At 62.2% G+C, this 20,649-nt stretch carries 20 protein-coding genes; 7 read left to right on the top strand and 13 right to left on the bottom strand.

The window, feature by feature from the left end:
- Nucleotides 1-122 precede the first annotated feature (122 nt).
- From AC2S2E_RS05505 to AC2S2E_RS05495, 3 genes are read left to right on the top strand one after another with little or no spacing between them, the layout of a single operon-like run.
- Entirely contained in the window at nucleotides 123-1,118 is a 996-nt protein-coding gene (locus tag AC2S2E_RS05505; RefSeq protein WP_486524023.1) for an aldo/keto reductase, read from the top strand.
- 59 nt (nucleotides 1,119-1,177) lie between these two features.
- Nucleotides 1,178-2,344: a multidrug effflux MFS transporter gene (locus tag AC2S2E_RS05500; RefSeq protein ID WP_486524021.1), complete on the top strand. Its 1,167-nt coding sequence runs from the start codon at nucleotides 1,178-1,180 to the stop codon at nucleotides 2,342-2,344.
- Nucleotides 2,341-3,243 carry a LysR family transcriptional regulator gene (locus tag AC2S2E_RS05495; protein ID WP_486524020.1) on the top strand — a complete coding sequence of 301 codons (903 nt, stop codon included), beginning with the start codon at nucleotides 2,341-2,343 and terminating at the stop codon, nucleotides 3,241-3,243. The genes AC2S2E_RS05500 and AC2S2E_RS05495 overlap by 4 nt, the downstream gene beginning before the upstream one ends.
- Here AC2S2E_RS05495 and AC2S2E_RS05490 read toward each other — a convergent pair.
- The 10 genes from AC2S2E_RS05490 to AC2S2E_RS05445 form a co-directional block, all read right to left on the bottom strand.
- The gene (locus tag AC2S2E_RS05490) at nucleotides 3,240-3,440 is read right to left on the bottom strand and encodes a hypothetical protein (protein WP_476105804.1); all 201 of its coding nucleotides are present in this window, start codon (nucleotides 3,438-3,440) and stop codon (nucleotides 3,240-3,242) included. The two genes, AC2S2E_RS05495 and AC2S2E_RS05490, sit on opposite strands and share 4 nt — an antisense overlap.
- A 140-nt stretch (nucleotides 3,441-3,580) precedes the next feature.
- On the bottom strand, nucleotides 3,581-5,905 hold the full coding sequence (locus AC2S2E_RS05485) for a molybdopterin cofactor-binding domain-containing protein (RefSeq protein WP_486524019.1): 2,325 nt from the start codon (nucleotides 5,903-5,905) through the stop codon (nucleotides 3,581-3,583).
- A gap of 2 nt (nucleotides 5,906-5,907) precedes the next feature.
- A complete protein-coding gene (locus AC2S2E_RS05480; protein ID WP_476105810.1) occupies nucleotides 5,908-6,423 on the bottom strand; it encodes a (2Fe-2S)-binding protein in 516 nt (171 codons plus the stop codon).
- 114 nt (nucleotides 6,424-6,537) lie between these two features.
- Nucleotides 6,538-7,587, bottom strand: coding sequence for a GTP cyclohydrolase II (gene ribA / locus AC2S2E_RS05475; protein WP_486524017.1), 1,050 nt, complete (start codon nucleotides 7,585-7,587; stop codon nucleotides 6,538-6,540).
- Nucleotides 7,587-8,375: an exodeoxyribonuclease III gene (locus AC2S2E_RS05470; protein WP_486524016.1), complete on the bottom strand. Its 789-nt coding sequence runs from the start codon at nucleotides 8,373-8,375 to the stop codon at nucleotides 7,587-7,589. Before AC2S2E_RS05470 ends, ribA begins: the two co-directional genes overlap by 1 nt.
- A 277-nt stretch (nucleotides 8,376-8,652) precedes the next feature.
- Nucleotides 8,653-9,294 (bottom strand): LolA family protein, encoded by a 642-nt coding sequence (locus tag AC2S2E_RS05465; RefSeq protein WP_476105816.1) that lies wholly within the window; start codon nucleotides 9,292-9,294, stop codon nucleotides 8,653-8,655.
- Nucleotides 9,295-9,384: 90 nt separating this feature from the next.
- A complete protein-coding gene (rpmG, locus tag AC2S2E_RS05460) occupies nucleotides 9,385-9,552 on the bottom strand; it encodes a 50S ribosomal protein L33 (RefSeq protein ID WP_168603399.1) in 168 nt (55 codons plus the stop codon).
- Between the two features lie 158 nt (nucleotides 9,553-9,710).
- Entirely contained in the window at nucleotides 9,711-9,989 is a 279-nt protein-coding gene (locus AC2S2E_RS05455; RefSeq protein ID WP_486524015.1) for a hypothetical protein, read from the bottom strand.
- Nucleotides 9,990-10,127: 138 nt separating this feature from the next.
- On the bottom strand, nucleotides 10,128-10,943 hold the full coding sequence (locus tag AC2S2E_RS05450) for an undecaprenyl-diphosphate phosphatase (RefSeq protein ID WP_486524014.1): 816 nt from the start codon (nucleotides 10,941-10,943) through the stop codon (nucleotides 10,128-10,130).
- A 34-nt stretch (nucleotides 10,944-10,977) separates the two neighbouring features.
- Nucleotides 10,978-12,717, bottom strand: coding sequence for an ABC transporter transmembrane domain-containing protein (locus tag AC2S2E_RS05445; RefSeq protein ID WP_486524559.1), 1,740 nt, complete (start codon nucleotides 12,715-12,717; stop codon nucleotides 10,978-10,980).
- A gap of 323 nt (nucleotides 12,718-13,040) precedes the next feature.
- On the opposite strand from AC2S2E_RS05445, the gene AC2S2E_RS05440 reads away from it, so the two are divergent.
- Together AC2S2E_RS05440 and AC2S2E_RS05435 are read left to right on the top strand one after the other, a co-directional pair.
- The gene (locus AC2S2E_RS05440) at nucleotides 13,041-14,267 is read left to right on the top strand and encodes a polyhydroxyalkanoate depolymerase (RefSeq protein WP_486524013.1); all 1,227 of its coding nucleotides are present in this window, start codon (nucleotides 13,041-13,043) and stop codon (nucleotides 14,265-14,267) included.
- Nucleotides 14,268-14,413: 146 nt separating this feature from the next.
- Nucleotides 14,414-15,376: an FkbM family methyltransferase gene (locus AC2S2E_RS05435; RefSeq protein ID WP_486524012.1), complete on the top strand. Its 963-nt coding sequence runs from the start codon at nucleotides 14,414-14,416 to the stop codon at nucleotides 15,374-15,376.
- Here AC2S2E_RS05435 and AC2S2E_RS05430 read toward each other — a convergent pair whose 3' ends face one another.
- The 3 genes from AC2S2E_RS05430 to AC2S2E_RS05420 are packed head-to-tail and all read right to left on the bottom strand — an operon-like array spanning nucleotide 15,377 to nucleotide 18,066.
- Nucleotides 15,377-16,510 carry an acyltransferase family protein gene (locus AC2S2E_RS05430; protein WP_486524011.1) on the bottom strand — a complete coding sequence of 378 codons (1,134 nt, stop codon included), beginning with the start codon at nucleotides 16,508-16,510 and terminating at the stop codon, nucleotides 15,377-15,379.
- 22 nt (nucleotides 16,511-16,532) lie between these two features.
- Nucleotides 16,533-17,909, bottom strand: coding sequence for a DUF5935 domain-containing protein (locus AC2S2E_RS05425; RefSeq protein WP_486524010.1), 1,377 nt, complete (start codon nucleotides 17,907-17,909; stop codon nucleotides 16,533-16,535).
- The gene (locus AC2S2E_RS05420) at nucleotides 17,902-18,066 is read right to left on the bottom strand and encodes a hypothetical protein (RefSeq protein WP_486524009.1); all 165 of its coding nucleotides are present in this window, start codon (nucleotides 18,064-18,066) and stop codon (nucleotides 17,902-17,904) included. Before AC2S2E_RS05420 ends, AC2S2E_RS05425 begins: the two co-directional genes overlap by 8 nt.
- Nucleotides 18,067-18,203: 137 nt before the next feature.
- Between AC2S2E_RS05420 and AC2S2E_RS05415 the strand changes: the two genes are divergently transcribed.
- Nucleotides 18,204-19,433: a TIGR04063 family PEP-CTERM/XrtA system glycosyltransferase gene (locus AC2S2E_RS05415; RefSeq protein WP_486524008.1), complete on the top strand. Its 1,230-nt coding sequence runs from the start codon at nucleotides 18,204-18,206 to the stop codon at nucleotides 19,431-19,433.
- Between the two features lie 60 nt (nucleotides 19,434-19,493).
- Entirely contained in the window at nucleotides 19,494-20,621 is a 1,128-nt protein-coding gene (locus tag AC2S2E_RS05410; protein ID WP_486524007.1) for a hypothetical protein, read from the top strand.
- Nucleotides 20,622-20,649 lie beyond the last annotated feature (28 nt).

Raw genomic sequence — 20,649 nt, 5'->3', positions numbered from 1 at the left:
CGGGAAAGGTTCCCTCACCTTTCATGAGCAAGGTTCATAACCGCATGCCGCCATCCCCCGCTAATCCTCATAAGCCCGATGGGGTAAAAGCCCGTCATACCCCCAGCAGGAGTGACCGGCTTATGAATACCCGTCAGCTTGGCCAGAACGGCCCCAAGGTTTCCGCCATCGGCTATGGCTGCATGGGGCTGGATTTTGGCTATGCCCACACCGTCTCGCGCGCCGAAGGGATCAGCCTGATCCGCGCTGCGGTTGAACGCGGCGTGACATTTTTCGACACTGCCGAAGTCTATGGCCCGTGGTCCAACGAGGAAACCGTGGGCGAGGCGCTCGAACCCTTTAAGGGACAGGTGGTGATCGCCACGAAATTCGGTTTCGACATTGACCCGGAAACCCGCGCCATGCGCGGCGCGTGCAGCCGCCCCGAACGCATCCGCGCCGTGGCCGAGGCCTCGCTCAAGCGCCTGCGCGTCGATGCGCTGGACGTGTTTTACCAGCACCGCGTCGATCCCAATGTGCCGATTGAGGATGTCGCGGGAACCGTGCGCGACCTGATTGCGCAGGGCAAGGTCAAGCATTTCGGCATGAGCGAACCTTCTGCGGCCACCTTGCGCCGCGCCCATGCGGTTCAACCGGTTGCGATGTTGCAGAACGAATATTCGCTCTGGACGCGGCAGGTTGAAACCAATGGCATTCTCGACGCCTGCGATGAACTGGGCATCGGCCTTGTCCCCTATTCGCCGCTGGGCAAAGGCTTTCTGACCGGCGCGATTGCCAGCACCGCCGACGTGTCGCAGGGCGATTTCCGCGCCACCCTGCCCCGTTTTCAGGCCGATGCTCTGGCGGCCAATCTGGCGCTAGTCGATGGGTTAAAGGCGATTGCCGCGCAACATGACGCCACCCCGGCCCAGATTGCTCTGGCATGGCTGCTGGCCCAACGATCCTATATCGTCCCCATCCCCGGCACGACCAAACTGCACCGGATGGAGGAGAATCTGGGCGCGGCCAATGTAGTGCTGACGCCGGGCGACCTTGAACAGATCGCGCAATGGCTGACCCGGATCGAAGTGCAGGGCGCGCGTTACACACCGGCCGCCGAAGCCATGACGGGCCTGTGAGCGCCCCTGCCACCCAATCAGCCTCGACAGGCGCAGCGGAGTCCAATCAGCTGCGCCTGATGGCCGTTTTATGCGCGCTGATGGGCTTTGCCTCGATCTCGACCGATTTCTACCTGCCCGCGATGCCGACCATGGCCCATGCCTTTGGCGTTGGCCCCGGCACGATGGAATTGACCATCGCGGCCTATCTGGTGGGCCTGTCGGGCGGGCAATTGTTCTGGGGGCCGGTGGGTGACCGTTATGGGCGCAAGAGGCCGATCGCCATTGGGCTGGTGCTGTTCGTGATCGGATCGGCCGGTTGCGCCATGGCGGGGTCGGCCCATGCCGTCATCGCATGGCGCGTGGTTCAGGCGCTGGGCGCGTGTGCGGGTGTGGTCCTGTCGCGGGCGATGGTGCGCGACCTCTATGGCGCGGAACGGTCGGGTCAGATGCTTTCCACCCTGATCACCGTCATGGCGATTGCCCCGCTGATCGGGCCTTTGCTGGGCGGACAGATTCTGGTCTGGGCCGGGTGGCGGGCGATCTTCTGGCTGTTGGTCGGGATCGGCATAGTCACCGGCCTGGGATTGGCCACAGTGCCCGAAACCTTGCCGGTGGAGCGGCGTTCGCAGGTCGGCTTGATGGAGGCCTTTGGCCAATATCGGCGGCTGGTGATGGACCCGCGCGTGATGTCCTGCGCATTGATCGGGGGGTTCTATTACGTGGGCGTCTATGCCTATGTCGCGGGCAGCCCCTTTACCTTTATCACCTATCACCATGTCCCGGTGCAGGCCTTTGGCGTGGTCTTTGGCATTGGCATCATCGGGATCATGGCGGCCAATATGGCCAATGTGCGCCTGCTGCCGCGTTTTGGCGGATGGGCGCTGATGCGTTGGGGCGTGATCGCAACCGCCGTGTCGGGCGTGGCCATGGCCATCGTCGTGACGACGGGATGGGGCGGGATGGTTACGCTGGCGCTGACCTGCTTTGTCTATGTCGCGGCATCGGGTTTGATCGTCGCCAATTCCATGGCCCGCGCCATGGCCGAGCATCCCCAACAGGCCGGCGCCGTTTCGGCAATGATGGGCGCGGCGCAATATGGGTCGGGCATGATCGGTTCGGCCCTTATCAGCCTTTGCGCCGATGGCACGCCGCGCCCGATGGCCTATACAATCGCCTTTGGCGGGCTGGCCGCTTACGCCAGCCTGGCCCTGACCATACGCAGCATGAGGAAGCCCCGCGAGTGAGCGTTGATCGTAGCGATCTGGCCGATCTGGCGGCCTTTCTGGTGGTGTCGGAGGAGCGCAGCTTTACCCGCGCCGCGGCCAAGCTGGACGTTTCCCAATCCGCGCTCAGCCACATGATGCGGCGGTTGGAGGCCAAGATGGGCGTGCGGCTGCTGACCCGCACCACGCGCTCGGTTTCGCCGACCGAGGCGGGGGAAAAGCTGGTCGCCACGATCGGCCCGGCGCTCGATCAGATCAACGCCGGGATCGGTGAAGTCACAAAGATGCGCGAACGCCCGGCGGGCAACATCCGCATCACGGCATCCGAACATGCCGCCCGCACGCTGCTGTGGCCCGCGTTGCAAAAGCTGTTGCCGCAATATCCCGACATCCGTGTCGAGGTCAGCATCAACAACGGCTTTGTCGATATTGTCGAGGAACGGTTCGACGCCGGTATCCGCCTTGGCGAGGCGATTGCGCGCGACATGATCGCGGTGCGCATCGGGCCTGCGCTGTGCATGGCCTGTGTCGGATCGCCCGAATATTTCGACAAATACCCCATGCCCCAAACGCCGCAGGATCTGGCCCAGCACAATTGCGTCAACCTGCGCCTGCCCAGTTCGGGCGGCCTTTACGCATGGGAATTTGAAAAAGACGGGCGGGTGATGAATGTCCGCGTCGAAGGCCAATTGCCCTTTGGCGGATCGGGCATGCTGGTTCAGGCGGCCGAGGCGGGCATGGGGTTGGTCATGACCATCGATGACGTGGTGCGTGACGGCATTGCCGCAGGCCGCCTCATCCGCGTGCTGGAGGATTGGACCCCGCCCTTTGCGGGATACCACCTCTATTACCCCAGCCGCCGCCAGGCCTCGCCAGCCTTTGCCCTGCTGGTCGAGGCCCTGCGCTATCGCGGGGATTAATCCAGAAGCGCGCGCAGCTTGGTGATCATCGCGCCGATGCGTTCGGCCGCTTCGGTAAAGGTCTTCACGTCTTCGCGGTTGTTGTTGCCGCGTGCTTCCTTGGCCGATTCCAGATAGCCTTCCATGTCCGCTTCCAGCGCGTCCACGATCATTTCGGCTTCGTCTTCGGTCAGCGACAGTTTGATGGCCTTGGTCACGCGATTGGGTCCTTGTGAATCGGCGACCATGGAATGACCGCCCGGAAGATGTATGGCCGCGCCCATAATCCCCCCGCAGCGATTGTCAAAGCGCGCATCGCGGAAATGGCCGCAAGGCATCCCCTGCGGCCTTCCCCAAATCAGGCCAGCATCGCCTTTACATATTCCGGGCGCAGCGGGATGCGGCGCGCAGGCCGCCCGGTTGCGTCAAGGAACGCCCCGGCAATCGCGGGCGCGGCCAGAGCATTGGCGCTTTCCGAACCCTGACCATAGACCTCCGCCCCGGCATAGGGCGCGATCACCACCTTCAGGTCCGGCATTTCCGCCGCCGTCAGGATCGGATAGGTCGACCAGTCGAGGCTGGTGACAGCGCCGGTGTCAAAGCTGACCTCTTCGTGCAGCGCCTCGGAAATACCCATCAGGCACCCGGCCTGCGCCTGCCGCTTTAATTGCAGCGGGTTGACCACAATGCCCGGATCGGACACCAGAACCATGCGCTCAACCTTGACCTCGCCGGTCGAGGGGGTGACCGCGACAAAGGCCGCGCAAGCCCAATAGCCATTGTCGCGCAGCATCATCGACACGCCGCGCCCACGCACAACCTTGGCGCCCCTGGCGCTGGCCCCCTTGGCGGGCGAGGAGCGATTGTCCCATGCCGATTCGGTGCGCAACCGTTCCAGAACGGCTTTTACGCGCGGGTCCTGCGTATGGTCGATGCGGAATTGCAGCGCATCCTTGCCCGCCAGCATCGCCGCCTCGCTCATCGCCACCTCGCGGGGGAAGTTCTGCTGGAACTGGATCGGGGTGCGCATCGAATGGTCGCGCAGGCCGACCTTGAGCGGCGATTCGCGTTCACCGATCTGATAGGTGCCCCGCCCCGTTTCGGCGACATGGGGCACCGCATCATAGATCCAGCGATCGGCAATGGCGATCCGCGCCGTGTGAATGGGCGAAGGGTTGGCGGGCGCGGGCGGCGAAATCACCGGCAACCCGGCCAGCAGCGCGCCAATCGGGCGGTCATCCTGCATCGGCGGGCCGGAATGGGTCGCCTCATAGGTCACAATGCGACCATCGGGACCAAGGCCGATCTTGATATCGGCCACCATGCACGAACTTTGCGTCGACCATCCCATGTCATCGTGGCGCATCCATTGCACCCGCACCGGCACGCCCAGCGCGCGCGACAGCAGGACGGCCTCATCCTCCGACCCCGCATTGCCGCCGTTCGAACGGCCAAAATGGCCCGGCCCCGGATAGGTGCGTACCACGACCTTATCCTCGCCCACGGCCAGCATTTTCGCGATGGCGGCGCGCAGGAATTGCGGATTTTGCGAATGGGTATGGACAGTTACCGAACCATCTCCCTTCACATCCGCCAGCGACACCGTCGGCCCGATAGGGGCATGTTTGAGATAGGGCATGAAATAGGCGCCGCTATGCTTCTTGGCCGCAGCGGTTGATATGTCGCCCTTGGTCACGCCCTTGGTGGCGGGCACCTCGCTCCAGTCCACCTTGGCGCGCAGATGTTCGGCCAGCTTTTCCGAGGTGGGCAACGCTTTCCAGTCGCTCCATTTCGTATCGGCGGCCACGGCCTGCGCCGCCATCACCGCCTGCCATTCATCGGGCGAGACGACAGCCAGCAGATTGCCGACCTGCACCAGTTTCGCGCCGGGATATTGCGCCGCGTCCAGCCGCCCCGGCGTGACCAGCGTCGAACCCAAAGTCGCCGGATGGATCACGCGGGCGTGCAGCATGTCGGGCAATTTGACGTCACCCACCCATTGCGTTTTACCCGAAACCTTGGGCGCGATGATCGGGTTGGTAACGGGTTTGCCCACCTCGGTATAATCAGCGATCTTCTTGAGCGGCGGATTGCCGGTGACCACCAGCCCGCGAAAATCGGTGAGCGAGCCTTCGGTGGGTATGATCAGGCGCAGGGTCTGGCCCGCAATGATTTCGCCATAGGTCGCGCTCTTGCCGCCGCCGGTGATCACGCCCTTGGCCACGGAAACCGCGCTGCGTGGCACGCCAAAGCGCTGGGCGGCCAGTTCCAGCACCGCTTCGCGCGTATAGGCGGCGGCCTTGCGCATATTGGTGCCCGCGTTGCGCAGCAGGCCAAAGGTGCCGCCGCCATCGGGGGTGCGGTCGGTATCGCCCGCCACCACCGTGGTGATCGCCTCGACGCTCATGCCCAATTCCTCGGCCACGATCTGACGATAGGCGGTGTAGATCGAGCTTTGCCCGAAATCGCATTTGCCCGTGCGCATGGTCACGGTGGAATCGGCGTGGATCTCGATCCAACTGGCCGGTTTTGCCGCATCAAGCGAATTGGTCTGCGCCGATGCCCGGCCCGCAGGCAAGCCCAGCATGACCAGCATCACGCCGCCCGCGCCCAGAAAGCCGCGCCGGGAAAGTGCCGCACCGTGAATGTCGAACTGGTCGGGGGTTTCCATCACTTGAGTCATGATTACGCCTCCCCTGCCATCAGTTTGGCGGCGCGATGCGCCCCGTCCAGAATCGCCGCATAGGATGCACAGCGGCAAAGATGCGGCGACGGCCCCGATGTGGTCAGCGCCGCCTTGATATCGGCATCCGTCGGTTTTGGGTTATGTTCGAGCAATTCGGTGACCTTGATCATCATGCCGAATTGGCAAATGCCGCATTGGGGCACCTGTTCATCGACCCATGCCTGTTGCACCGGATGCAGACGGTCGGGGTCCGGCGTCAGGCCCTTCTGCTTGGCCCAGCGCGCGGGCAGGCCATCGACCGTGGTGACTTCCTTGCCATCGAGCGACCCGATGGGTGTGATGCAGGCGCGGATTTCTTCGCCGTCGACCAGCACCGAACAGGCGCCGCATTGCGCAAGGCCGCAACCGAACTTGGGCGTCATCACGTCCAGTTCGCCGCGCAGCACATAAAGCAAGGGCGTATCGGGTGAGGCCTTCACCTCGCGGCTTTGGCCGTTCACGGTGAGCTTGGGCATGGATGTTCTCCCGACAAATGATTGCCGGGGACCATACTCCATTCAAGCGCGCAGGATAATCAGGTGAAAATGATAGAGCCTATGACGCCAATTCATCAAACCGGGATGGCGGCGTTAAAGGAAATGCCCCGAACGATCCCGTTTCGTCGCCAGATAGCGCGCATTATGCGGATTGGCGGGCAAGGCATGGGCAACGCGCTCGATAACCTTGACGCCCACGGACTTTAACGTTTCGACCTTGGCCGGATTGTTGGTCATGAGCCTAATGCCATGCACGCCCAAGAGCGCGAGCATCCGCGCCGCCACCGGAAAATCGCGCGCTTCATTCGGCAGGCCCAGACGCTGGTTGGCGTCCACCGTGTCAAAGCCCTGATCCTGAAGCTGATACGCGCGCAGCTTGTTGACCAGACCGATGCCGCGCCCTTCCTGACGCAGGTAGAGCAGCACGCCCCAGCCGCCATTATTCGCCTCGTCCGCCATCGCGGCCAATGCCGCGTCCAATTGCGGCCCGCAATCGCATTTCAGGCTGCCCAGCACATCGCCGGTCAGACATTCGGAATGCAGGCGCACCAAGGGCACCCGGTCCGCGCTCTGCCGCCCCAGAACCAGCGCCACATGTTCACGCAGATCATCCAGAGCGCGAAACGCAACGATTTCCGCGCTTTCACACACCGACACCGGCAGGCGGGCGCGAGAGGCGATGCTCAGATGGCGCGGGTCTTTCCAGTCCTCCAGATCGGCGGCGGAAACTTCCTGCGCTTCCTCCACCCCGCTGGGGTCGACAAGAAACGCGGGCAGGACACCGGCCAGACGCGCCAGCTCCATAGCCGCCACCGCGCTGGCATGATCGTCGATCGGCTGGGCCAGAAACGGGCCTTTGAGCGGATTGGCCAAATCGAGCGCCGGATCGCCCATGGCGCGGGCCAGCGAGAGGTCAAACCCATCGGCCCCGCGAATCATCACCGGGCTTTCGGGTTCGGCGGCATCGCGCTGATTGGCCAGTTTGAGCGTGGTGGCGCGGGCGGCGGAAATCAGCATCCGGGTCGAGGCCACACCGGCCCCGAAACCCGTTTCGGCGGGCAACAGCACCCATGGGCCAACCCGCACCGCCCAGCCATGGCGCAACGCATCCAGCGCGCGCGCAACCCGCCGCGTCGCGCTCATTACAGATCAAACTCCGTGATGATCGGCACATGGTCCGAACATTTTTCCCAATTGCGCGCGTCCTCCAAAACGCTGTGTCCGCGGGCCTGCGCCGCGACGCTGGCCGAACCCCAGATGTGGTCCAGACGGCGCCCCTTGTCATTCACGCGCCAGTCCTTGGCGCGGTACGACCACCATGAATAATAGCGTTCGGGCGCGGCAATCATCTGGCGGCCGATATCGACGAAATCATGCGCGGCCTGAAAGCGCGCCAACGTCTCGACCTCGATCGGCGTGTGGCTGACCACCTTGAGCAGCGCCTTGTGGCTCCACACATCGCTTTCCAGCGGGGCGATGTTAAAGTCGCCCATGATCAGCGTGGGTTCCTTCAGCCCTTCGGCCCATTGCGTCATGCGCTCAAGGAAATCGAGCTTCTGGCCAAACTTGGGGTTGATGGTGCGGTCGGGTTCATCGCCGCCCGCCGGAATATAGACGTTTTCCACCAGCACACCGCAGCCATCGAGCCGCACGCCGACATGGCGCGCCTCGCCATTGGCCTGCCAGTCATTGCGCGACACTTCGGTAAAGGGAATGCGGGCGACCGTGGCCACGCCGTGATACCCCTTTTGCCCATGCACCGCCTGATAGGTGTAACCCAGATCGGCAAAGGCCTGCGCCGGGAACAGCTCTGCCACTGTCTTGATTTCCTGAAGGCACAGCACATCGGGCGCATGTTCCGCCAGATAGCGTTCGACCAGCGGCATACGCAGCCGCACCGAGTTGATGTTCCAAGTGGCAATAGAGATCATGGCGCTGCCCTTAATGCATCGCGGGCAAAGTGGCACCGCCTTTTTCGATAACCGGATAAAGAAAACCCTCGCTTCCCGGGGGCATGGGAAGCGAGGGTTCGTGTAGCGTTCGTCACGCTGACAGACGGATCTCGTTAGAGGGGGTGGGCAACAGGGGGGAAAACCCACCAGCTCGTCCGTCTTGTCGAGAACCTCTATACGGCTGCTTGCCTTGCTCTCTTATGAACGAGATCGCCAGCATTGTCGCAGTTTGTCACAGCAATGAAATTTAAGCGTATCATTTGCCGAAACGGCCGCGAATATCGAGATATTTGAACAAATCATCACCCAAACCCAGCCCATATTGATGTCCGGTAAGGATAATCGTCGTGCGGCGATTCTGTGCGTCCACCGTCTGCCAGCCCACCAGCTCCAGCCCGCCCGGCGCACTGGCCTTGCGGGCAAAGGTCAGCGACATCACCCCATATTCGGGATGCATACGGTCCGCGACTCGGATGTTGACGACATTGGGGTCAAGGCTGGGCAGCAGCGTGCCATATTGCGCGACATCGCGCGTCGGGTTCAACAGCGCGCCCATCGGGCTTTTGCCGATCGGCCAGCGCTGGGTCTGCTTCACTTCCGAATCGACAACGGTCAGCGCCTTGCCGTCCGAAATGATCAGGACGGGATAGCCGGCCTGATATTGAAAACGAATCTTGCCCGGACGCTTCAGGCTCAGCACGCCGGTCACTTGTTGGCCGGTGGCATCGGAACGCTGGACGAAATTGGCGCGCATCGTCTCGATGCCGCGCAGCGCGGCGACGGCCTGATTGATCGTGGCGGCCGGATTCGCGGCCGGCGCGGCCAAGGCGGGGCTTGAGGCAACAAGCGAAAGGGCCGCCGGTCCCGCAACCAGCAGCCCCATGGCCAGACGCAGCATTCTAAAACGCGGCGCCGGATGATTCGGTAAGTTCTGAGCGTTTTTCATGCCCGCGCTTATACAGACGCAGGCTTGAACCGCTCCTGAATCTTACTTGATCTTGGCTTCCTTGAATTCCACGTGCTTGCGGGCAACGGGATCATACTTGCGGAAGCTGAACTTTTCCGTGGTGTTGCGCGGGTTCTTCTTGGTCACATAGAAGAAGCCGGTGTTGGCGCTGGAAACCAGACGGATCTTGACGGTTGCGGGCTTTGCCATGACACTTTCCTAATTGTTCCAGACCCGGTCCTTGCATCGCTGAAACAGCGGCGCGCCAACCAGGGCAAAATTCACATGAGCCAAGCGGCACCTTGCGCGCCGCCCAACAAGAGGGTGGCCCCATGCTTTAGCCGGGGCGCAGAGTCAAGCGCGATTGCCTATCGGCGCTTGTAATATTTGGCATGAACGGGCCGAAGCAGCGCGGATGCGACATGAACCAGCAGCACAAGCCCGGCCGCCCCCGCCGCCGCAAAGGCCGCGTAATGACGATCCAGCCCCTGTATCAGCGCGCCAGACCCCATGGCGCCCACCACAAAGGCCCCCACCAGCCCAAAGCCCATATCGGCCAGTCTGGAAATGATGCCAACGCGCCGCAGCACCGCCCCGGTCAACAATCCGACAAGGGCACCGATCAGCAAAAGGGCAAGCAGGGTCATCGCGCGATTCCTTTCATGCGCAGCTTACTACAAGCCGGGTGAAAGATTTATGCGTCTTTTGGGCATGAAATGCGCCATCCCGTGCCCGCCATCGGGCCAATGCAATGCCGTGACACCCATGCGCCACGGCAAAGCCCGTCAGCCGACATGGCTCAACGCATAGATCGCCACCGCGCCCGCGATGATGCGATAGATCGCAAAAGGCGTGAAACCGCGACGGCTGATATAGGTAACAAAGCCCTTGATCACGGCCAGCGCCACAACAAAGGACACGACAAAGCCCACCGCAATTTCGCTCATGCCGACCGCCGACGTGCCCGCGGTCAACTCATCACGATGGCTGGCCAATTGCAGCACCGTCGCGCCCAGCATGGTGGGGATGGCCAGGAAGAAGCTGAATTCCGCCGCCGTCGAACGGTTGATGCCCATGCACAGCGCGCCCATGATCGTCGCGCCCGAACGCGACACGCCCGGCACCATGGCCAGACATTGCACAAGGCCCACGCCAAGGCACTTGATCACCGGCAATTGGCCGATGCCGACATAATCGCCGCCCTTGGCAAAACGTTCGATGGCGATGATCGCAACGCCCCCAACCACCAGCGCCCATGCCACGACCAGCGGGCTTTCGAGCAGAATGTCGATCTTCTTTTTAAAGATCAGCCCCAGCACCACCGCCGGGATAAAGGCCACCAGCAGGTTTATGATGAACTGGATCGCGGTCTTTTCCCCGCGAATCAGGCCCAGACCCACCGCCCAGAACGTGCGCCAATAGAGCACCACCACAGCCAGAATCGCGCCCAGCTGGATCACGATATTGAACACCGACCATTGCGCATCGTCATAGCCGAACAGCTTGGCCGCAAGGATCAGGTGCCCCGTCGAGGACACCGGCAGAAATTCCGTCAGACCTTCGACAATGCCGAGCAGGATGGCGGTCACAAGCAAGGGCATGAATTGTCCTTAATTTTGGCGAGAGAGGAGAGGCTCAAGCATCGCCTGCAAAGGCCCGTTCGTCAAATTGCAAACTGGCAAGGCGGGCATAAAGGCCGCCCGCCTGGGTCAATTCATCGTGACGGCCGACCTCGACGATGCGCCCGCCTTCCATCACGACGATGCGGTCGGCCTGACGCACGGTGGCCAGACGGTGCGCGATGACCAGCGTGGTGCGCCCCTTCATCAGGCGCTCCAGCGCATCCTGCACCAGACGCTCGCTTTCCGCGTCCAGCGCCGATGTGGCCTCGTCCAGCAGCAGGATCGGCGCATCACGCAGGATCGCTCGGGCAATTGCCATGCGCTGACGCTGACCTCCCGACAGGCGCGCGCCATTTTCGCCAAGGAATGTGTCCAAGCCTTCGGGCAATTCGCGCAGGAAGGTTTCAGCATTGGCGGCGCGGGCCGCTTCCCAAATCGCCTCGTCCGACGCGCCCCAATTGCCATAACGCAGATTGTCGCGGGCGCTGGCGGCAAACAGCACGCCTTCCTGCGGGACCAGAGCCATGCGCTGGCGAATTTCCGCCGGATCGGCGCCGGTCAGAGGCACGCCGTCCAGCTTGATCGCCCCGCCCTGCGGATCATAGAAACGTTCGGCCAGTTGGAAGATCGTCGATTTGCCCGCGCCCGACGGGCCGACAATCGCCACTGTCTCGCCCGGCTCGACTTTCAGGTCGAAACTGGACAGTGCCGCCACTTCAGGCCGGGTGGGATAGCGGAAGGTGACATTTTCAAAGCTGATCTGGCCACGCGCCGGGCTGGGCAAGGCAATCGGCTTGGCCGGCGGCGCAATCGCGGGGCGTTCGTTGAGCAATTCGGACAAACGACTCGCCGCGCCAGCCGCGCGCACCAGATCGCCATACACCTCGGTCAGCGAGCCAAAGGCCCCCGCCACCAAAGCGCCGGTCAGCACGAATTGCGCGATGATGCCGCCCGAAATCTCGCCCGACGCCACGCCCTGCGCCCCGCGCCACATCAGCAGCACCAGCGAGCCGAGAACCAGCAGCGTCACCACGCTGGTCATGGTCGAGCGGATCTTGATCCGGCGCAGCGCCGTGCCAAAGCTGCGCTCGACGGCGGCGGCGAAACGGTCGCTTTCACGCGTTTCCTGATTAAACGCCTGAACAATGCGCGCCGCGCCCAGAACCTCGGTCACCATCGCGCCAATGTCGGCGATGCGGTCCTGGCTGGATCGCGATTCGCGGCGCAACCGGCGCCCGAACCACACGATCGGCCCCACCACCACCGGAATGGCGATCACCAACATGCCCGTCAGTTTCGGCGCGAGGAAGAACAGGATGCCGATGCCGACAATCGCCGTGATCGCATTGCGCAGCGCCACCGAAACCGTCGTGCCCACCACCTGTTCGATCAGAGCGGTGTCTGCGGTCATGCGGCTGGAAATTTCCTTGGGGCTGTTTTCCTCAAAGAAGCTGGGCGGTTGGCGCAACAGGTTGCGCTGTACGGCCAGCCGGATGTCGGCCACCACACGCTCGCCCAACCACGATACGTTAAAGAAACGCACCGCCGTGCCGATCGCCAGCACCGCCACCATCGCCAGCAAGGTTTCAAACCAGCGGTCAATCGTGGCCGGGTCGCTGCCACGGGCAAAACCCTTGTCCACCACTTGCCGGAAACCCCATGGTACGCTGGCCGTAGTGGCGGATGTGACGATCAGCGCCGCCCCTGCCGCCGCCAGCCGCCCCGGATAGGCCACCGCCGCGCGCCACACCATGCGCAGAGGCCCCAGATCCTTCGACGGCTTTTGGGTTGCGGCAACCTCTCCAGAAGCGCCATCGGGCACGCCAGATGCCACAGGGGCGGGGGAAACGGGGGCTTCAGCTTGGCTCGCAGACATGGGCCAGCGCCCTATAGGATTTTTACAAGGTTTGGAACCGCCGATGATGGCCATGGTTACCAACTTTAAGGCCCTTACCTGCTCTCTCTACGGACAGTTGAGCCTTCGTCGGATTGCAAGATTGAAGGAATATCGCGATATGTATGACAACAAGACCGTGGCGTATTCCCCCATCACGACGCCGCGCAGAGGATAAGTTGATGTTATACAACGCTTATGAAATGCAACGCAGCCTTCTTTCAGGTGCCAGCGCATGGGCATCGGTGATGGCCGAAACGTTGACGAATCCGGCCAATCCGATGGCCGCGCTGGGTCTGGGACAGGTTATGGCCTCGGCTCTGGATGTTTTTTCGCATGCTGCAATGCCTCGTGGTAAACCCAGTTTCGACATCGAAACGGTGACGGTCGATGGCGCATCGCACAATGTCACCGAGGCAATCGTACTGCACCGCCCCTTCGGCAATCTGCTCCGCTTCAGCCATGATGGCCTGCCCGCCGATGCGCCCAAGCTTTTGATCGTCGCGCCGATGAGCGGGCACTACGCCACGCTGCTGCGCGGGACGGTGGCGCGGATGCTGGAACGCAGCGTCGTTTACATCACCGATTGGGCCGATGCGAAGATGGTGCCGATGGAAGCGGGCCGCTTCGATCTGGACGATTATATCGACTATCTGATCGGCTATCTCGAACATATCGGGCCGAACACGCATATGCTGGCCGTGTGCCAGCCTTCGGTGCCCGCCTATGCCGCCACGGCCATCATGGGCGCGGGCAAGCACCCCTGCCGCCCGCTGACGCTGACCTTGATGGGTGGCCCGGTGGACACGCGTGAGGCGCCCACCAGCGTCAATGACGTGGCTGTCACCCGCCCCCTCAGCTGGTTTGAACATAATGTGGTGGCCACCGTGCCGCTGCATTACCCCGGCGCGGGCCGCAAGGTTTACCCCGGCTTTCTGCAACTGGCCGGCTTCATCAGCATGAACCTGCATTCGCACATGATGAGCCATTGGCAGATGTTCAAACATCTGGTCGAAGGCGATGGCGACAGCGCGGATTCGACCAAAGGCTTCTATGAGGAATATCGCAGCGTCTGCGACATGACCGCGGATTTCTATCTTCAGACCATCGAACATGTGTTCCAGAAGCACTCGCTGCCCAAGGGCGAGTTTGTTCATCGCGGCAAGCCGATTGATCTGGGCGCGATCACCGACACCGCGCTTCTGGCGGTCGAGGGTGAGCGCGACGATATTTCCGGCATCGGCCAGACGCGCGCCGCTTTGACGCTGGCGCATAATCTGCCCGAGGAGAACAAGCGCTATCTTCTGGCCGAAAGCGTGGGCCATTATGGCATTTTCAACGGCAGCAAGTGGCGCGGCCGCATTGCTCCGGTGGTCGAAGAATGGATGGCCAAGCACCCCAGCCGTTGATTCAAAACACGAAAAAACCGCAACTATTGGACGTTTTTCTCTATTTGTCGCGAATCGGCACAAGAGAAAAACGTCATGGTTAACAAGACTCCACCAGTAGTTTTGCCCATGATAGCCACGTTACCACCGAAAGACAGGAGGGTGACGTGGCTGTTACATTGGCATGGGGCGGCACCAATATTGCCGGAAAGGAAATAAGACCAAATCCGGGCCTTGTGCTCAAAGCGATTGCCAGCGTGCCTTGGGGCGAACGCACGTTGCTGCGCTTTTACAAGCGGGTCTATAATCGGTTTTTCCCGCGCAGCCGCGCCACCACCGTCTTTGGCGCCAGTTTCGATTGCGAAGCCCATGATCTGATCCAGGCCAGCATCCTGCATTTCGGATTGTGGGAGCCGCATATGACGGCGCTGATGAAACATCTGATCGAACCGGACACGGTGATCGTCGATATTGGCGCGAACATCGGCTATTATTCCCTGATGTTCAGTCAGTTGGCCGGACATGACGGCAAGGTGATCGCAATCGAGGCTCTGCCGCGTCTGGCCGAATATGTGCGGGAAAACAGTGCCCGCAACGGGGCCACCAACATCGATGTGCGCAGTTGCGCCGTGGCCCGCGAAGTGGGCGAATTGACCATCTATGAAGGGCCGCAGACCAATATCGGCATGACCAGCTTGCTTCCCGGCGACCATCGCACCGGCGGCGCCAAGGTCAAGGCGATGCCTCTGCACCATGTGTTGAGCGCGGCGGAATGCGCGGATTGCTCCTTCATCAAGATCGACATCGAAGGCGCCGAAGTGCCGGTCCTGCACCAGTTCCTTGACCAGCTAGACCGCTTCACCCGCCGCCCGACGTTAAGCGTCGAGGCAACGCCGGCCGATGATGGCGAATGGACCGCGCTGTTCGACCGGTTTGTTGCCTGCGGCTATGTGCCGATCCGCATGTTCAACAGCTATGACTGGCTCGATTCGCTGCATTACGAGGACAAGCCGCTGGAGATCATCCACAGCCTGCCGCGTGAACAGAGCGATCTGTTGATGGTGCATCCCGACAATGCGCGGGCCTTTGCCACGGCGATGGATCTGGTGCTGGGCAAAAAGCCCGAGTGATCAGGCCGTGACGCGATGGATGGACCGGCACAGCAGCCATTGCTGGGCCGGTCTTTCCACCAGATAGTAAAGCGCCACCGAGGCCGTCAGCACCATCAGCAGGAACAGGCCCAGCTTGCCCCAGCCGATCTGCATCGACTGATCGACAAAGACCAGTTTGAACAGCACAAATAACAGGAAATGCGAGAGATAGGTCGAGTAACTGATCTCTCCCAGCCAGTGCAGCGGGCCGGAACGCAACAGACGCGCGAGCAGCCGATCCTCCAGCGAGAGCGCCAGAATCAGCGCCGCCAGAGAGGCCGGGACATAGGATGCTTCGGGCAGATGCAGCACCACCCCGCCTTCGAGCAGGACAACCATCGCCGCCCATGTTGCGGTGCAGATCTGTGGCACATTGCGCCACCTCTCCCACAACAGGCGCAGCACATTGCCGGTCCAGAATTCGCACAGACAACGCATCAACCCGGTATGCGTGATGTCATGGCCCATGTAATCGGCCCCGCCCGCTATCTCGAAAATGGCCCATAGCGCGATCAGAAAGCCGCAGCCCAGTGCCACCAGCGCCCCGGTTGACCATTGCCGCCACGGGGCCATCATCACCGTAAAGGGAAAAAGCAGATAGGCCGCCCACTCGCAGGAAATCGACCATGCCGGTTCGTTCCAGTTCAGCCCGGAGGTCATGCCCCAGTTTTGCAGCAGCAGCACATGAAGCGGCAATTCACCCCAGCGATAGAAGGACGTATCGCGCCCAGTGATCGCCAGCAGCCCGACAAACCCCACAAACCCGCCCAAGATCACCAGATGCAAAGGCCAGATCCGCGCGATCCGCCGCCACCAGAAGCGCATCATCCCCCCCGCCCCGCGATAGGCCGGATTTTCCGCGCAGGAATGCCACAGCACAAAGCCCGACAGGATAAAGAACAGATCCACCGCCAGATAACCCTGGCTCAGTATCGCGGTGCCCAGAGGGCCGATCGTCTCGCGCAATGTGACGCGGACATGGAACAGCACGACAAACCATGCCGCCAATCCGCGCAGCCCCGTCAGCGCGTCAAGCTGGGGCGCCAGCGCCCGTTGTCCGGGCAGGCTGGCTGAAGCGCTTTGTGCTGTCCGATCAAAGGCTGTCGTGGCCACCCATCCCCCCCGGGCTGTGCGATCAGTTGGCGCCGGCCGGTTTTCCGGTGGCCATGGGCGCCTTGTTGCCGGGAACCTGCATCTTGCGCTGGGCCACGGTCACGGGCGTCGTCTTGCGCCGCACCTGTTGCACCAACGCGATTTGCAGCGCGATCAGCATGTAAACAAACGGCTGGAAAGCAATGCCGACAAAGCCCGCGCCCAACAGATAGACAAAGTGCCCCTGCTGTAACGCCAGCGCCAGATCGGCATAGCGCCGGTCGGAGGGCGCTTCGCTCTTGCGCAAACGGCGACGCACGCCTTCAAGCTGGATCAGCCCGCTGATCTGCAAGGTCAGCCACATGGCCAGACCGGGCCAGCCCTGTTCGCCCAGCATTTCGAAATAGGCCGAGTGATAGGCGCGGCCTTCATCGATGATCTTGGTCGAATTGCTGCCGAAACCATCGTCATTGCTGGTCACGATTTCCAGCTTGTTGCCGCGGAACGCGTCAAACCCGCCGCCAAAGGGATGTTCGGCCACATAGCCCAGCGTCCATTTCCACACCGCAAGGCGGGTGGCGGCCGACTGGTCGGATTTGTTGTTTTCAATCGTGCCCATGCGGTTGGAAAAACTGTTGGGCAGCAAGGGCTGAACCAACAGCGCAGCCAGTGCCAAAGCCCCGGCATAGAGCCATCGATACTTGACCGCCCGCATCATCAGCACCGCCAAGAGCCCGGCGCAGACCAGACCCGTGCGCGCCTCGGTCCCGATGGGGATCAGCAAGGCGGCAAAGATCAGCGCATAGGCAAAGATGCGTGTCTTGCTGTTGGCGGGAAAGATCGTCCCGTCCTTGGCCAGCCACAGCACCAGCGGAATGATGGCAATGGCAACGCAGGAAATGGTCGAACCTTCGTATAGGCCGTTATTGTCATTGATGAACAGTTTGAGCGCGCCATAGCCGCCCCCGCCCGCCATCGTCTTGAGCCCGCCATCGATAATCAGCGCGCCCGCCGACAGCACCATCACCAGAGCCGCGGCCTCGATACGCAATTGCGTGCGCAGCGCCAGCGGCAGGAAAATGGCCCAGACCAGCGATTTCCACACCCACGACCATTTATCCGCCGCCTCGACCGGGAAATCGGCCGACTGGGTGGAAAAATAGCAATAGACCAGCAGCATCACCATCAGCACCTGACGGCCGCTGACCCGTGCGCCCTGTTTGTTGTCAAAGAACAGCCAGCCGACCACCGCCAGCATGAACACCACCAGCGAAAGCTGAACATTGGTCAGCAGCGCATAGGAGATCTTCTGTGGCGCGACGATGTCGACATAGAGATAGGCCAGCACCCAGACAAAGGGACGCCGCAAACCCATCAACAAGATCAGGCCCACAAATCCGGTCAGGAATAGATCAAGCACGGCGGCCCCTCCATTTGGCCTTCTTTTCGGCCTCGGCCTCCAATGGCACTTCCTCTTCGGGCGCGGGGTCGCGGTCCAGATCGTTGCGCGTCAACAGGCGCAGACAGGCCAGCGCCAGCAGGCCATGGGTCAAGGCGATCGCGAAATAGTCAATCATCGAAGAGGTGCCCTCTTTGCCATCCGATCACCCACCCCGAAACAGGATCGGGAATCGGCAAAGGACCAGCCACGCAACAGGCAATAGCAAGCAGCGGTTGACGGGACGTTAAGCCTTTATCGCCTAGGAAATCCGCCATGACACGCATCCTCCACCTGCTCGACCACTCGTTGCCGCTGCACAGTGGCTATACGTTCCGCACCCGCGCGATTCTGAAGGCGCAGGAAGGTCTGGGGCTGGAGGTTCGCGGGGTGACGGGGTTGCGCCACTATGCCGATGGGCCGGATTGCGAAGAAGCCGAGGGCCTGACCTTTTACCGCACCCGCGGCGAGGCGAAAGGGCCGGCGGGCCTGCGCGAATGGCGCGAAATCGGCGCCTTTGCCAAATCGATCGAGGATGTGTGCCGCCAGTGGCGCCCCGATGTGCTGCACGCCCATTCGCCCGCGCTGTGCGGGATGGCGGGGCTGCGCGTCGCGCGAAAACTGGGCATTCCGCTGGTCTATGAAATCCGCGCCTTTTGGGAAGATGCCGCCGTCGGCAATGGCACCGGGCGACAGGGCGACATCAAGTATATGTTGACCCGCACCCTGGAAAACCACGTAGTGAGCGGTGCGGATGCGGTCGTCACCATCTGTCAGGGTTTGAAGGATGACCTGATCGCGCGGGGCAATGATCCGGCGCGAATCACCATCATGCCCAATGGCGTCGATCTGGCCCTGTTCGGCAACCCGACCCAGCGCGAACCGGCGCTGGCCGAGGAATTGGGGCTGGGTGACGGCCCGGTCATCGGCTTTATCGGCAGCTTTTACGATTACGAAGGCATCGACGATCTGATCGACGCCATGCCCGGCCTGATCGCGGTGCATCCCGATGCGCGATTGCTGCTGGTGGGCGGCGGACCGATGGAATCGGCGCTGCGGGAACGGGCGGCGGGGTCGAGCGCAGCCCATGCGATTCGCTTTATGGGCCGCGTGCCCCATTCCCAGGTCGAGCGTTACTATGCGCTTTGCGACATCATGGCCTATCCGCGCAAAAAGAGCCGCCTGACCGATCTGGTCACGCCGTTAAAGCCCTTGGAAGCCATGGCGCAGGGTAAATTGGTGGCGGCCAGCGACGTGGGCGGCCACCGCGAATTGATGACCGATGGGGTCACGGGCACCTTGTTTACCCCGGATAATCCCGATGCCTGTGCAAAGGCTCTTGCCGAATTGCTCTCGGATAGATCAAACTGGGGCCAACGTCTGGCGGCGGGGCGCGATCATGTCGAAAGCGCACATGATTGGGCCACCAATGCCAAGCGTTATCTCAATGTTTACCAAATGCTGGCACCCGTTAATGTAATTCTTCGGAGTAGCGAAGCGGCATGACACACCGATTCGCCCGGAAAAGCGCAGAAAACCGAGCGAGCAGGACGTAAGGGCGGGACCTTGGCAACGAAGCATTCACCTTCTGCAGGGCAAGGCTGGCAGGCCATCACCCAACATCCGTTGTTTGGCACGGTTGTTCCGGTGTGGCTGGCGGCCACTTTCGCGCTTTCGACGCTGGCCGTGCGCGGAGAACTGCTTGAACGCATCGTTCTGTCCTTACAGCTGGACCTGATCCTGCCGATGGCGACGCCCCCGCTGGGCACCACGGCGCGGTTGATGCTGGCGGTGGCCTTTGGCCTGCTGGGCGCGCTGCTGGGCTGGGTTGCGGTGCGCAAACTGGCCCCGCGCGAAACCTATGCGCAAAAGGCGTGGCAGGAAGCCCAGCGCGAAGCCAATCCCCTGCGCCGCCGCAGCGCCGACGCCCATCCCGATTTTCCCGCTCGCCAGCCGATTCAGGCCCATGCCGAATTGGGCGAGCATGGCTTTGACAACCACCCGGTTGAAAAGCCCGCCTATGAACCGGCCCCGCAGGTCAATCAGCAAAGCACCGCGCCCAGCTATTCGCCGCCCCCGCCGGTGGCCGAAACGTGGCAGGTTTTGCACGATGTGCCCGCCCCGCCCCCGCCGGCCGAAGAACCCTCTTGGGATTGGAAGCCGCAGCCGGTGGTGGTTCAGGCCCCCGTTGAGGTGGTGGCGCAGCGCCCCGTGCTGACCGAATCGGTGCTGGCGGAACTAACCCCGGCCCAATCGGCCAACGCCGAACCGATCAGCCAGCCCTTCCGCTTTTTCCAGATCGACCCGGCCCCGGCCGCACCGGTCGTCCCGTCATCCAGCTTTGTGCCGGAAACGGTCATCGAACCGGTGCCCGAAATTGTGCCCGAAATTGTGGCCCAGACCAAAATCGAACCCGTCATCGAACAACCCGCCCCGACGCCCAAGTCGGTGGCCGGTTTCCCTTCGATCACGCTGGATGGGCCAAGCGTTGCGGAACATGTCGCGACGGCTTCGCTCGAATCGCTCAGCCATGTCGAATTGCTCGAAAGGCTGGCCCAAGCTCTGCATCGGCATCAAAGCGCACCGCAGAGCAACCCCAAATCCGTGGCGCCCGAACCCGCTCTGGCCCCGGCACCTGATGGCACGGGTGATGCGCTGCGCGCGGCTCTGGCCTCGCTGCGCGACGTTAAATAGTTGCCGCAAAACCCCTCTCAACGCATCA

It is taken from the genome of Novosphingobium sp. 550D (genome assembly GCF_057401885.1).
Note: the sequence above shows the minus strand (reverse complement) of the source record. Positions and strands in the feature narration are given on the sequence as shown.